General features: G+C 69.9%; 10 protein-coding genes, 1 tRNA gene and 1 pseudogene. 8 read left to right on the forward strand and 4 right to left on the reverse strand.

The window, feature by feature from the left end:
- The first annotated feature begins 98 nt into the window (after positions 1 to 98).
- The 4 genes from IH00_RS0112555 to IH00_RS0112570 are packed head-to-tail and all read left to right on the forward strand — an operon-like array spanning position 99 to position 4,727.
- Positions 99 to 1,031 carry a branched-chain amino acid ABC transporter permease gene (locus tag IH00_RS0112555; RefSeq protein WP_031072758.1) on the forward strand — a complete coding sequence of 311 codons (933 nt, stop codon included), beginning with the start codon at positions 99 to 101 and terminating at the stop codon, positions 1,029 to 1,031.
- 5 nt (positions 1,032 to 1,036) lie between these two features.
- Positions 1,037 to 2,770 (forward strand): branched-chain amino acid ABC transporter permease, encoded by a 1,734-nt coding sequence (locus tag IH00_RS0112560; RefSeq protein WP_031072759.1) that lies wholly within the window; start codon positions 1,037 to 1,039, stop codon positions 2,768 to 2,770.
- A 5-nt stretch (positions 2,771 to 2,775) separates the two neighbouring features.
- Entirely contained in the window at positions 2,776 to 4,014 is a 1,239-nt protein-coding gene (locus IH00_RS0112565) for an ABC transporter ATP-binding protein (RefSeq protein WP_078887716.1), read from the forward strand.
- Entirely contained in the window at positions 4,011 to 4,727 is a 717-nt protein-coding gene (locus IH00_RS0112570; protein ID WP_031072763.1) for an ABC transporter ATP-binding protein, read from the forward strand. Before IH00_RS0112565 ends, IH00_RS0112570 begins: the two co-directional genes overlap by 4 nt.
- 90 nt (positions 4,728 to 4,817) lie before the next feature.
- Here IH00_RS0112570 and IH00_RS0112575 read toward each other — a convergent pair whose 3' ends face one another.
- Positions 4,818 to 5,471: an ANTAR domain-containing response regulator gene (locus tag IH00_RS0112575; RefSeq protein WP_031072765.1), complete on the reverse strand. Its 654-nt coding sequence runs from the start codon at positions 5,469 to 5,471 to the stop codon at positions 4,818 to 4,820.
- Positions 5,472 to 5,571: 100 nt separating this feature from the next.
- Here IH00_RS0112575 and IH00_RS0112580 point away from each other — a divergent pair.
- Positions 5,572 to 5,646: transfer RNA gene (locus IH00_RS0112580), tRNA-Leu, on the forward strand.
- A gap of 109 nt (positions 5,647 to 5,755) precedes the next feature.
- Positions 5,756 to 6,529 (forward strand): hypothetical protein, encoded by a 774-nt coding sequence (locus IH00_RS0112585; RefSeq protein ID WP_031072768.1) that lies wholly within the window; start codon positions 5,756 to 5,758, stop codon positions 6,527 to 6,529.
- Between the two features lie 7 nt (positions 6,530 to 6,536).
- Here the strand turns inward: IH00_RS0112585 and pyk are convergent, their stop codons facing one another.
- Together pyk and IH00_RS0112595 are read right to left on the reverse strand one after the other, a co-directional pair.
- Positions 6,537 to 7,964, reverse strand: a complete 1,428-nt coding sequence (gene pyk, locus IH00_RS0112590) for a pyruvate kinase (RefSeq protein WP_031072770.1) — start codon at positions 7,962 to 7,964, stop codon at positions 6,537 to 6,539.
- A 138-nt stretch (positions 7,965 to 8,102) separates the two neighbouring features.
- Positions 8,103 to 8,990, reverse strand: a pseudogene (locus tag IH00_RS0112595) (RNA polymerase sigma factor); the annotation flags it as partial.
- A gap of 101 nt (positions 8,991 to 9,091) precedes the next feature.
- On the opposite strand from IH00_RS0112595, the gene IH00_RS0112600 reads away from it, so the two are divergent.
- On the forward strand, positions 9,092 to 9,739 hold the full coding sequence (locus tag IH00_RS0112600; RefSeq protein WP_031072774.1) for a TetR/AcrR family transcriptional regulator: 648 nt from the start codon (positions 9,092 to 9,094) through the stop codon (positions 9,737 to 9,739).
- Between the two features lie 70 nt (positions 9,740 to 9,809).
- Here the strand turns inward: IH00_RS0112600 and IH00_RS0112605 are convergent, their stop codons facing one another.
- The gene (locus IH00_RS0112605; protein ID WP_031072775.1) at positions 9,810 to 10,508 is read right to left on the reverse strand and encodes an SIMPL domain-containing protein; all 699 of its coding nucleotides are present in this window, start codon (positions 10,506 to 10,508) and stop codon (positions 9,810 to 9,812) included.
- Positions 10,509 to 10,620: 112 nt separating this feature from the next.
- Here IH00_RS0112605 and IH00_RS0112610 point away from each other — a divergent pair, with 112 nt between their 5' ends.
- A complete protein-coding gene (locus IH00_RS0112610; protein WP_031072777.1) occupies positions 10,621 to 12,414 on the forward strand; it encodes a bifunctional metallophosphatase/5'-nucleotidase in 1,794 nt (597 codons plus the stop codon).
- Positions 12,415 to 12,472: the final 58 nt, after the last annotated feature.

Genomic DNA, 12,472 nt, shown 5'->3' on the forward strand with positions numbered 1-12,472 from the left:
CGCCGCACCGCCCCGCTCCACCTGATCCAAGCCGCGCGAGGGCGCAAACAGCGCCCTCGCGCGGTGTCATATCCGACAAGCTCATCGGAGGCCCTGCGGTGAACGAACTGCCGCAACAGCTGGCCAACGGCCTTGCCCTCGGCGCCCTTTATGGCCTCATAGCCATCGGGTACACGATGGTGTACGGCATCGTCCAGCTCATCAACTTCGCCCACGGCGAGATCTTCATGATCGGGGGCTTCGGCGCCCTCACTGCATACCTCGTACTCCCCAGCGGGACATCCCTCCTGGTGGCCATCCCGCTCATGATCGTCGGCGGCGCCCTCGCCTCCGTCGCCGTGGCCACCGCCGCCGAACGCTTCGCCTACCGCCCCCTGCGCAGCGCACCCCGGCTGGCCCCGCTGATCACGGCGATCGGCCTCTCGATCGTCCTCCAGCAGCTCGTCTGGGGCTTCTACCCCGACGCGAAGAAGCCGCGCAGCTTCCCCGAGTTCCAGGGCGAGTCGTTCAAGCTCCTCGACAACCTGTACATCCAGCGCGCCGACCTCTTCGTCCTCGTCCTCGCCCCCCTGTGCATGCTCGCCCTCGGCCTCTTCGTCTCCAAGAGCCGCAGCGGCCGCGCCATGCAGGCCACGGCACAGGACCCGGACACCGCGAAGCTGATGGGCATCAACACCGACCGCATCATCGTGATGGCCTTCGCCATCGGCGCCGCCTTCGCCGCGGTCGCCGCGGTCGCCTACGGACTCGACAAGGGCCAGATCAACTTCGAGATGGGCTTCATCCTCGGACTCAAGGCCTTCACCGCCGCCGTCCTCGGCGGCATCGGCAACATCTACGGCGCGATGGTCGGCGGAGTCGTCCTCGGCCTCGCCGAGTCCCTCTCGATCGCCTACATCGAAGAGATCCCCGGCATGCAGCAGCTCGGCGGCGGCGCCTGGGCCAACGTCTGGGCATTCGTACTTCTCATCGTCGTGCTCCTCGTCAGGCCGCAGGGCCTGCTCGGCGAGCGCGTCGCGGATCGGGCGTGAGAGCCATGACAACCGACACCCTCAAGGTCACCGACGCCACCCCGGCCGACGACACCTCCCGTGTCACCACGCTGCGCTGGACCATCGCCGCCGGCGGCCTGGCCACCATCGCCAGCACCTTCCTCGCCTGGACCTACACCGACGCCTTCCCCGGCGACCTCACCGTCTACGGGTACCCCGGCGGTCTCCAGGTCCTCACCCTGGTCGCCGGCCTCCTCACCGTCGTGTACGCCCTCGCCGCACTCGATGTCCGGGGCCTGCGCTGGCTCGCGCCCACCGGCACCACCAAGGCCCTGCAACTGCTGGCCCTCGGCGCCTTCGGCACCACCTGGTTCACCGTGATCGCCATCGCGGTCGAACTCGGCGGGCTCGCGCACCTCGACCCCGGCGCCTACGTGGCAGCGGTCGCCTCCGCCATCCCCGCCGTCGCCTTCCTCCTCCCCGACGACACCCGCAAGGCCCAGCGGCCCAAGGCACTGCCCTCCTGGGCCGAGATCCTCGTGATCGTCGCCGCCTTCGGCCTCGGCCTGTACGTCGTCACCTACGGCATCGACACCGAGTACGCCGAACTCTTCACCGGCTACCTCATCACCACCGGCTTCGCCATCGCCGCCATCTTCAAGGCCGGCCTCATGGCACGGCTCTCGGCCCTCACCGCGAAGTACCGGTCCATCACGGTGGCCGCCGCGTTCGTCGCCGCCGCGGCCTTCCCCTTCACCCAGACCACCGACCAGTTCACCCTGATCGCGGTCAACATCCTCATCTTCGCCACCGTCGCCCTCGGCCTGAACATCGTCGTCGGCCTCGCCGGCCTGCTCGACCTCGGATACGTCGCATTCCTCGGCGTCGGCGCGTACACCGCGGCCCTGGTCTCCGGCACCACCGCCTCCGCCTTCGACATCCAGTTCCCGTTCTGGGCCGCCGTCCTCACCGGCGCCGTCGTGTCCCTCGTCTTCGGTGTCGTCATCGGCGCCCCGACCCTGCGGCTGCGCGGCGACTACCTCGCCATCGTCACCCTCGGCTTCGGCGAGATCTTCCGCATCGCCGTCGGCAACCTGGACGGCGTCTCCGGCCCCCAGGTCACCAACGGCCCCAACGGCATCCCCAACATCCCCGACCTCGTCTTCTTCGGGTACGACTTCGGCGAGTCCCACACCATCCTCGGCTTCGAGCTCGGCTCGTACGCCAACTACTACCTGCTGATGCTGCTCGCGATGATCCTCGTGGTCCTCGTCTTCAGCCGCGCCGGCAACTCCCGCATCGGCCGGGCCTGGGTCGCCATCCGCGAGGACGAGACCGCCGCCACCGCCATGGGCATCAACGGCTTCCGGGTCAAGCTCATCGCCTTCGCCCTGGGCGCCACCCTCGCCGGCGTGGCCGGCACCGTCCAGGCACACGTCCAGAGCACCGTGGTCCCGGAGATGTACGTCTTCGCCGGCCCCGTACCGCCCAACTCGGCGTTCCTCCTGGCCGCCGTCATCCTCGGCGGCATGGGCACCATCAGCGGACCGCTCATCGGCGCCGCCCTGCTCTACATGATCCCGGCGAAGCTCCAGTTCCTCCAGGACTACCAGCTCCTCGGCTTCGGCATCGCGCTCATCATCCTGATGCGCTTCCGCCCCGAGGGCCTCATCGCCAACCGCCGCGCCCAGCTCGAATACCACGAGACCGGCCAACTCGACGTACCCGACGACAAGCTGCCCGACTCCGCCGTCGGCACCACGAAGGCGGGGGCGTGAACGACATGACGACCACCACCACGACCAAGACCGCAGAGGCCGCCCCGGTCCTCGAAGCCAGCGGCGTCACCATGCGCTTCGGCGGCCTCACCGCCGTGCGCTCGGTCGACCTCACCGTCCGCGAGGGCGAGATCGTCGGTCTCATCGGCCCCAACGGCGCCGGCAAGACCACCTTCTTCAACTGCCTCACCGGCCTCTACATCCCCACCGAGGGCAAGGTCTCCTACAAGGGCACCGTGCTGCCGCCCAAGCCCCACCTCGTCACCCAGGCAGGCATCGCCCGCACCTTCCAGAACATCCGGCTCTTCGCCAACATGACGGTCCTGGAGAACGTCCTCGTCGGACGCCACACCCGGACCAAGGAAGGGCTCTGGTCCGCACTGCTGCGCGGCCCCGGCTTCAAGAAGGCCGAAGCCGCCTCGCACGCCCGGGCCATGGAACTGCTGGAGTTCATCGGCCTGGAGCACAAGGCCGACCACCTCGCCCGCAACCTCCCCTACGGCGAGCAGCGCAAGCTGGAGATCGCCCGCGCCCTCGCGAGCGAGCCCGGCCTGATCCTGCTCGACGAGCCCACGGCCGGCATGAACCCGCAGGAGACGCGGGCCGCGGAGGAACTCATCTTCGCGATCCGCGACAAGGGCATCGCCGTGCTCGTCATCGAGCACGACATGCGCTTCATCTTCAACCTCTGCGACCGGGTGGCCTGCCTCGTCCAGGGCCAGAAGCTCATCGAGGGCACGCCGTCCGTCGTCCAGGGCGACGAGCGCGTCGTCGCCGCGTACCTCGGCACCCCCTTCGAGGGCGAACCGGGCGCGGAGGAGGCGGCGGAGGTCGCCGCGGCGGAGACGGCGGCAGGCACGGACGCCCCGGAGGCGGCTGCCGCCGCCGAGGCCCCGGAGGGCCCGAAGGCTGCGGACACCGACGCGACGGACACCCCGGAGACCGACGCGTCCGGTGACACCGACGCACCGGCGGAGGCCGCGGCCGCCGCCGGCACCGCGTCCGGAGCCGCCGCCACCGCCGCCGAGGCGGCCGCGGTGGCCCAGCAGGCCGAGGAAGCCGAGGAGGCCGAGGAGGCCGAGCAGGCCGAGCAGGCCGAAGCCGCGACCGAGGCCGAGGCCGCCGACGGCGAAGCTGCCGACGGCGACGGCGAAGCAGCCCGCCCCGAGGCGGCGGACAGCGACGCCACCGCGGACCCCGACACCTCCGCGGACAGCACCACCACCGAAGGAGACACCAAGTGACCGCACTCCTCGAAGTCGAGGACCTCAGGGTCGCCTACGGCAAGATCGAAGCCGTCAAGGGCATCTCCTTCTCGGTCCAGGCCGGCCAGGTCGTCACCCTCATCGGCACCAACGGCGCCGGCAAGACCACCACGCTGCGCACCCTCTCCGGGCTCCTCAAGCCCTCCGGCGGCAAGATCCACTTCGACGGGCAGGTGCTCAACGGCATCCCCGCCCACAAGATCGTCGCCCTGGGCATGGCCCACTCCCCCGAAGGCAGGCACATCTTCCCCCGCCTGTCCATCGCCGAGAACCTCCAGCTCGGCGCCTTCCTGCGCAGCGACAAGGCCGGCATCGAAAAGGACATCCAGCGCGCCTACGACCTCTTCCCCATCCTCGGGGAACGCCGGAAGCAGGCCGCGGGCACCCTGTCCGGCGGTGAGCAGCAGATGCTCGCCATGGGCCGGGCGCTCATGTCCCAGCCCAAGCTGCTCATGCTCGACGAGCCCTCCATGGGCCTCTCCCCGATCATGATGCAGAAGATCATGGAAACGATCAGCGCGCTCAAGGCCCAGGGCACCACCATCCTGCTCGTCGAGCAGAACGCCCAGGCCGCGCTCTCCCTCGCGGACCAGGCGTACGTGATGGAGACCGGCACGATCAAGCTGTCGGGCACCGGTCAGGACCTGCTCCACGACGAGTCCGTCCGCAAGACGTACCTCGGCGAGGACTGAGCCCCACGACCACGAAAGGGCCCGCCCCGCGCGCATCACTGCCGCGGGGCGGGCCCCTTCGTACGTCCGGGCGCGTACGTCCGGGCGGGCCTACTGGCCCTTCGCCGCCTTCTTCTCCTCGGCGTCCTCGATGACCGCCTCCGCCACCTGCTGCATCGACATGCGCCGGTCCATCGACGTCTTCTGGATCCAGCGGAACGCGGCGGGCTCCGACAAGCCGTACTGCGTCTGCAGGATGCTCTTCGCCCGGTCCACCAGCTTCCGCGTCTCCAGCCGCTGCGCGAGGTCGGCGACCTCCTTCTCCAGCGCCTTCAGCTCCGCGAACCGCGACACCGCCATCTCGATGGCCGGTACGACGTCGCTCTTGCTGAACGGCTTGACCAGGTACGCCATGGCCCCGGCGTCCCGCGCCCGCTCCACGAGCTCGCGCTGCGAGAAGGCGGTGAGCATCAGCACCGGCGCGATGGACTCGCCCGCGATCTTCTCGGCGGCGGAGATCCCGTCGAGGACGGGCATCTTCACGTCCAGGATCACCAGATCGGGCCGGTGCTCGCGGGCCAGCTCGACGGCGCGGGCGCCGTCACCGGCCTCGCCGACGACGGAGTAGCCCTCCTCCTCGAGCATCTCTTTCAGGTCGAGGCGGATGAGGGCCTCGTCCTCGGCGATGACCACGCGGGTCGTCATCGGCGGGACGTGCGACATGTCGTCGTCGGCGATGGGCTGGGGCGACTCGGGGGCGGTCACGTAGGCTCCTCGTTCCAAGGCTGGTACAGCTCCCCATGAGCCTACCTAGCTACGGTATGGTGGACACGCAGCGGGTCGAGGTTAACCTTCGATTCTGCGAGCCCCGGTAGCCCAATTGGCAGCAGGCAATGGATTCAAAACCCATACAGTGTCGGTTCGAGTCCGACCCGGGGCACTTTTCCTTCGATTCCATGGTCGCGATCTGAGCGCCTGGCCCCACTCGAACGCGGTAACTTCGCCCGGTTCCCCCCGCACCCGGCAACGGGGCCGCAATTCTCGACCGCATGTACGACGTGCGCACCCGCAGACACGCCCTCGCGCTGGTCGAGCAGGGCCGGAGCCTCAATTCCGTCAGCAAGGAGACCGGCATTTCGCGGGCCGCCCTCCGCGCCTGGCGGACGCGGATCGAGCCGCTGGTCCCCAACGGCGAGCCCTGCCCCAGATGCCGGGACGCGCCGGGCGAGCCCGAGGACCCGGCCGCGTACGCCTATCTCCTGGGCCTCTACCTGGGTGACGGCTGCCTGAGCGCGCACCGCAGGGGCGTCCACTACCTGCGCATCGCCTGCGCGAACAGCTGGCCCGGCCTGATCGATGCCTGCGAAGAAGCGATGCGGTCCGTCCGCCCGTACAACAGCGTCCACCGCGTGCAGCACGACGGGTACGTCTCCGTCGCGTGTGCCAGCAAGCACTGGACGTGCCTCTTCCCCCAGCACGGCCCCGGCAGGAAGCACGAGCGCCGCATCGCGCTGGAGGGGTGGCAGCAGGACATCGTCGACACGCATCCGTGGGGGTTCGTCCGGGGGCTCATCCACTCCGACGGGTGCCGGATCACCAACTGGACCACGCGCAGGGTCGGCGGCGCGGTGAAGCGCTACGAATATCCGCGGTACTTCTTCACCAACGTGTCCGACGACATCCGGCGGCTCTGCACCGACACCCTCGACCGGCTCGGGGTCGAGTGGACGCGCTGCTCACGGGGCGGGAACCCGTACAACATCTCCGTCGCCCGACGGGCGTCCGTCGCGTTGATGGACGCCCACGTCGGGCCGAAGCACTGAGGTCGCGTCACGTGACCCGGTCGCCGATGCGGTGGACGCGGACCAGGTTCGTGGAGCCGGGGACGCCGGGCGGGGAGCCGGCGGTGATGACGACGAGGTCGCCCTCGCGGCAGCGGCCGATCCGGGTGAGCTGTTCGTCGACCTGCGCGACCATCGCGTCGGTCGAGTCCACGTGCGGGCCGAGGAAGGTCTCCACGCCCCAGGTGAGGGTGAGCTGGGAGCGGGTGGCCGGGTCCGGGGTGAAGGCGAGCAGGGGGATCGGGGAGCGGTAGCGGGAGAGGCGCTTGACCGTGTCGCCGGACTGGGTGAAGGCGACGAGGTACTTGGCGCCGAGGAAGTCGCCCATCTCGGCGGCGGCGCGGGCGACGGCGCCGCCCTGGGTGCGGGGCTTGTTGCGTTCGGTCAGGGGGGTGAGGCCCTTGGCGAGGATGTCCTCCTCGGCGGCTTCGACGATGCGGCCCATGGTGCGGACCGTTTCGATGGGGTACCTGCCGACGCTGGTCTCGCCGGAGAGCATGACGGCGTCGGTGCCGTCGATGACGGCGTTGGCGACGTCGCTGGCCTCGGCGCGGGTGGGGCGGGAGTTGTCGATCATCGAGTCGAGCATCTGGGTGGCGACGATGACCGGTTTGGCGTTGCGCTTGGCGAGTTTGACGGCGCGCTTCTGGACGATCGGTACCTGTTCGAGGGGCATTTCGACGCCGAGGTCGCCGCGGGCGACCATGATGCCGTCGAAGGCGGCGACGATGTCGTCGATGTTGTCGACGGCCTGCGGCTTTTCGATCTTGGCGATGACGGGGACGCGGCGGCCCTCTTCGTCCATGACCCGGTGGACGTCCTCGATGTCGCGTCCGCTGCGGACGAAGGAGAGGGCGATGACGTCGGCGCCGGTGCGCAGGGCCCAGCGGAGGTCGTCGATGTCCTTTTCGGAGAGGGCGGGGACGGAGACGGCGACGCCGGGAAGGTTGAGGCCCTTGTTGTCGGAGACCATGCCGCCTTCGACGACGGTGGTGTGGACGCGGGGGCCGTCGACGGAGGTGACTTCGAGGGCGACGCGGCCGTCGTCGACGAGGATGCGTTCGCCGGGGGTGACGTCGCCGGCGAGGCCGTCGTAGGTGGTGCCGCAGAGGTGGCGGTCGCCTTCGACGGCTTCGACGGTGATGGTGAACGTGTCGCCGCGTTCGAGGAGTACGGGGCCTTCGCGGAAGCGTCCGAGGCGAATCTTCGGGCCTTGAAGGTCGGCGAGTACGCCGACGCTGCGGCCGGTTTCGTCGGAGGCTTTGCGTACGTGCTGGTAACGCTCCTCGTGCTCGGCGTAGGAGCCGTGGCTGAGGTTGAGGCGGGCGACGTCCATTCCGGCCTCGACCAGTGCCTTGATCTGGTCGTATGTGTCGGTGGCGGGCCCCAGGGTACAGACGATTTTTGCTCGGCGCATGGTTCGACCCTAGGGCTTACCGGCGGGTAGAGAATTGGCCGCGCATGACGACTCAACAACCTTTCCGTGAAAGGTTATTGACAAGTGTTGAATTGTGCGGGGGCCCGCTCCGATGAGCGTCGTTCAGGGGGTGTCGTCTCATGAGACGAGATAGCCGCGCAGCCCCTTGGAGCGGCTGGGGTGGCGGAGTTTCGACATGGTCTTGGCTTCGATCTGCCGGATGCGTTCCCGGGTGACGCCGTAGACCTTGCCTATGTCTTCGAGGGTGCGCGGCTCGCCGCCGTCGAGGCCGTACCGGAGGGTGATGACGCCGGCTTCGCGTTCGGTGAACTTGCCGAGGAGGGCGCGGAGGTGGGCGCGCAGGAGGTCGGCGCCGACGACGTCCTCGGCGGTGGGGGTGGTGGTGTCCTCGATGACGTCGCCCAGTTCGCCGTCACCGGCGGCGTCACCGAGGGGGGTGTGGAGGGAGACGGGGGTGCGGTCGTAGCGCTGGAGCCGGGTGACGCGTTCGGCGGTGATGTCGAGGGCGGTGGCGAGTTCGCGGGGTGTGGGTTCGCGGTCGAGGGTGGCGGTCAGGTCGTGCCGGACGCGGGCGAGCCGGTTGATCTCCTCGACCATGTGGACGGGGATGCGGATGGTGCGGGACTGGTCGGCGAGGGCGCGGCCGATGGCCTGTTTGATCCACCAGGTGGCGTAGGTGGAGAGCTTGAAGCCCTTGGTCGGGTCGAACTTCTCGATGGCGCGGAGGAGGCCGAGGTTGCCTTCCTGGACGAGGTCGGCGAAGGGGAGGCCGCGGTTCGTGTGGCGTTTGGCGACGGAGACGACGAGGCGGAGGTTGGCCTCCAGCATGTGGTTCTTGGCGCGGCGCCCGTCGCGGACGAGGTGTTCGAGTTCGGGGGTGGGGGTGCCGGTGGCGGCGATGCGTTCTTCGGCGCGGAGGCCGGCCTGGACGCGGTGGCCCAGTTCGACTTCCTGGGCGGCGGTGAGGAGGGGGGTGCGGCCGATGGAGCGGAGGTAGTCGTTCAAGCGGGTGCCCTTCCCTGTCTTTTGGTGCGACATAAAGTTATGCTCGACCTATCCTCTAGGTCAAGCATAAATTTGGGTTCGACCTATGAGAGGGTGGTTCCATGAACACGGCACAGGGCCTGCGGGAGCAGAAGAAGCAGCAGACCAGGCAGGCGATCTCGGACGCGGCGACGGGCCTGTTCATCGAGCGGGGCTTCGACCGGGTGACGATCGCGGACGTGGCCGCGGCGGCGGGCGTGGCGAAGATGACGGTCACGAACTACTTCCCGCGCAAGGAGGACCTGGTCCTCGATCTGAGCGAGGACTTCGTGGCCGGGCCGGCTCGGGTGGTGGCCGGGCGGGCGCCGGATACGTCACCGGTGGCGGCGCTGCGGGACGACTACCTGGCGGCGGTGGCGCGGCGCGACCCGGTCATCGGCTTCGCTCCGGAACCGTTCGCGCGGATGCTGGCCGGCAGTCCGGTCCTGCTCGCGCGGCTGCGGGAGTTCCACGACCAGCGCGAGGCGGCGCTGGCGGAGGTCCTGGTGGCGGAGTGGCACCGGGCAGGGGCGGTTGCCGGGGACGAGGCCGCGGCCGCGGCCGCCGCGGAGGACATCGCACCGCGCGCCGAGGCGGCTCAACTGGGCGCGGCGCTGCGGCTGTTGTTCACCCGGCTGCTGGACCGCGTGCTGTCCGGCGCCGGTGTGGACGCGGTGGCGCAGGCGCACGAGGCGGAGGCGCGCCGGGTCTTCGCGCTGCTGGAGCGGTGAATCCCCCGCGCGGGTGAGGTCACCCGTGGGCCGGCGGGGCCTGCCGGGTGCGGCGCCCGCGAAGGGGCGGCTACAGCTGAGGGGGGTGCATGGTGAAGCGTGCGTTCACCTGGGCCGTGACGGTCTGGCGCTGCGGTTCGAGGTCGAGGGAGGGGGCCGCTTCGGTGGCTTCGGCGGCGAAGGCCATGCGGGGCGCGCCGGCCCGGGTGCCGGGGACGGCGGGGTAGGGGGAGGTGTTCTCGGCGCCGAGGTCGGCGAGTTCGACGAGGGCCGCGAGGCGGGTGCCGAGGGCGTCGGCGTACTCGCGGGCGCGCTGGACCGCTTCCCTGACGGCCTGGCGGCGGGCCTCGCCGTGGGCGGGTGAGTCGGGGCGCAGTGCCCACCAGGGGCCGTCCACGCGGGTGAGTTCCATGTCGGCGAGGCGGGTCGTCAGTTCGCCGAGGGCCGTGAAGTCGGTGAGTTCGGCGGTGAGGTGGACGCGGCCGTGGTAGGCGCGGACGCGTTCGCCCTTGCCGTGTCCGGTCAGTTCGGGGCTGATGGAGAAGGCGCCGGTCTCGAGCTTCTCGACGGCGTCGCCGTAGGTCTTGACGAGGTCGGCCACGGCGGTGTTGCGGCGGGTCAGGTCCTCGAGGGCGCTGCGCCGGTCCTTCCCGCGTGCGCCGACCGTGATGGCGATGCGGGCGACTTCGGGGTCGACCTCCAGGTGGGCTTCGCCGCGCACGGCGACGCGCGGGGCCTCGGCGGTTCCGTACGGCAGGTCACTGGTCATGGCGGGTCCCTTTCCTCGTGGTCATCAGATCGAAACCTGGCACACCTATCCGGCGGGAGCGCCGCTGCGTCAGAATCTACGCGCGTTGTGCGACGGAACGAAGGAGATGCTCATGCCGCTGGACCGTAGGACCTTCCTGGAGCGGTCGGTCGCCGCAGGTGCTGGTGCGGCCCTGGCCGGGGCCGTCGCGGAACCCGCCGCGGCCGCTCCGGAGAAGGGCGGGGAGAAGCGGTACTCCTTCACCGTCATGGGCACCACCGACCTCCACGGCAACGTGTTCAACTGGGACTACTTCACGGACAAGGAGTTCGACGACAAGGCGCACAACGACGTCGGCCTCGCGAAGATCTCGACGCTCGTGGAGCAGGTGCGGGCGGCGAAGGGCCGCCGCAACACGCTCCTCATCGACGCGGGTGACACCATCCAGGGCACCCAGCTGTCGTACTACTACGCGAAGGTCGACCCGATCACGGCGCGCCGCGGTCCGGTGCATCCCATGGCGCAGGCCATGAACGCCATCGGGTACGACGCCGCCGCGCTGGGCAACCACGAGTTCAACTACGGCATACCGGTGCTGCGGAAGTTCCAGGAGCAGTGCGACTTCCCGCTGCTGGGCGCCAACGCGCTGGACGCGAAGACGCTGCGGCCGGCGTTCCCGCCGTACAGCATGCACCGGCTGCGTACGCCGTGCGGGCGGGATGTGCGGGTGGCGGTGCTCGGTCTCACCAATCCCGGTATCGCGATCTGGGACAAGGCGAACGTCAGCGGCCGGATGGTGTTCCCGGGGCTGGAGGAGCAGGCCGCGAAGTGGGTGCCGAAGCTGCGGTCGATGGGCGCGGACGTGGTGATCGTGTCGGCTCACTCGGGGTCGAGCGGGACGTCGTCGTACGGGGACCAGCTGCCGTACATCGAGAACGCCGCGGCGCTCGTGGCGGAGCAGGTGCCGGGCATCGACGCGATCCTGGTGGGGCACGCGCACACCGAGATCCCGGAGTACCGGGTGAAGAACAAGGAGTCGGGCCGGGACGTCGTCCTGTCCGAGCCGCTCAAGTGGGGGCAGCGGCTGACCCTCTTCGACTTCGGTCTGGTGTGGCGGAAGGGCCGCTGGGTGGTGGAGACGGTCGGCGCGCAGGTGCTGAACTCCAACACCGTCGAGGAGGACCCGGAGATCGTCAAGCTGCTCGGTGACGAGCACGAGAAGGTCGTGGCGTACGTCAACCAGGTCATCGGCACCTCCACCGCCACCATGTCCACGGCCGACGCGCCGTGGAAGGACGAGCCGATCATCGACCTGATCAACCATGTGCAGGCGGAGACGGTGAAGGCGGCGCTGGCGGGCGGCGCGTACGCGGGGCTGCCGGTGCTGTCGCAGGCGTCCTGCTTCTCCCGTACGGCGAAGATCCCGGCCGGCCGGGTGACCATCCGCGACGCGGCGGGGCTGTACCCGTTCGAGAACACGCTGGAGGCCCGGCTGATGACGGGTGCCCAGCTGAAGGACTACCTGGAGTACTCGGCGCGGTACTACGTCCAGACGCCGGCCGGCGCGCCGGTCGACACGGCGAAGCTGACCAACGCGGGCGGCACGCCGGACTACAACTACGACGCCGTGTACGGGCTGACGTACGAGATCGACATCGCCCGGCCGGCCGGTTCGCGGATCGTGAACCTGTCGTTCGAGGGCGAGCCGCTCGACCCGGCGGCGCGGTTCGTGCTGGCGGTGAACAACTACCGGGCGAGCGGCGGGGGCGCGTTCCCGCACGTCGCCGCGGCGCAGCAGCTGTGGGCGAACTCGGACGAGATCCGCAACACGATCATCCAGTGGGTGCAGGCGAAGGGGACGGTGGACCCGGCCGCGTTCGCGTCGGTGGGCTGGAAGCTGACCCGGGACGGGGTCCCGGTCTTCTAGACGCCCCCTGCGTCGTGTCCGCACGGTCCCGCCCGCCGGGCGGACGGGACTGTGCGGC

It is taken from the genome of Streptomyces sp. NRRL S-118, assembly GCF_000716335.1.
In the GTDB taxonomy this organism is placed as follows: domain Bacteria; phylum Actinomycetota; class Actinomycetes; order Streptomycetales; family Streptomycetaceae; genus Streptomyces.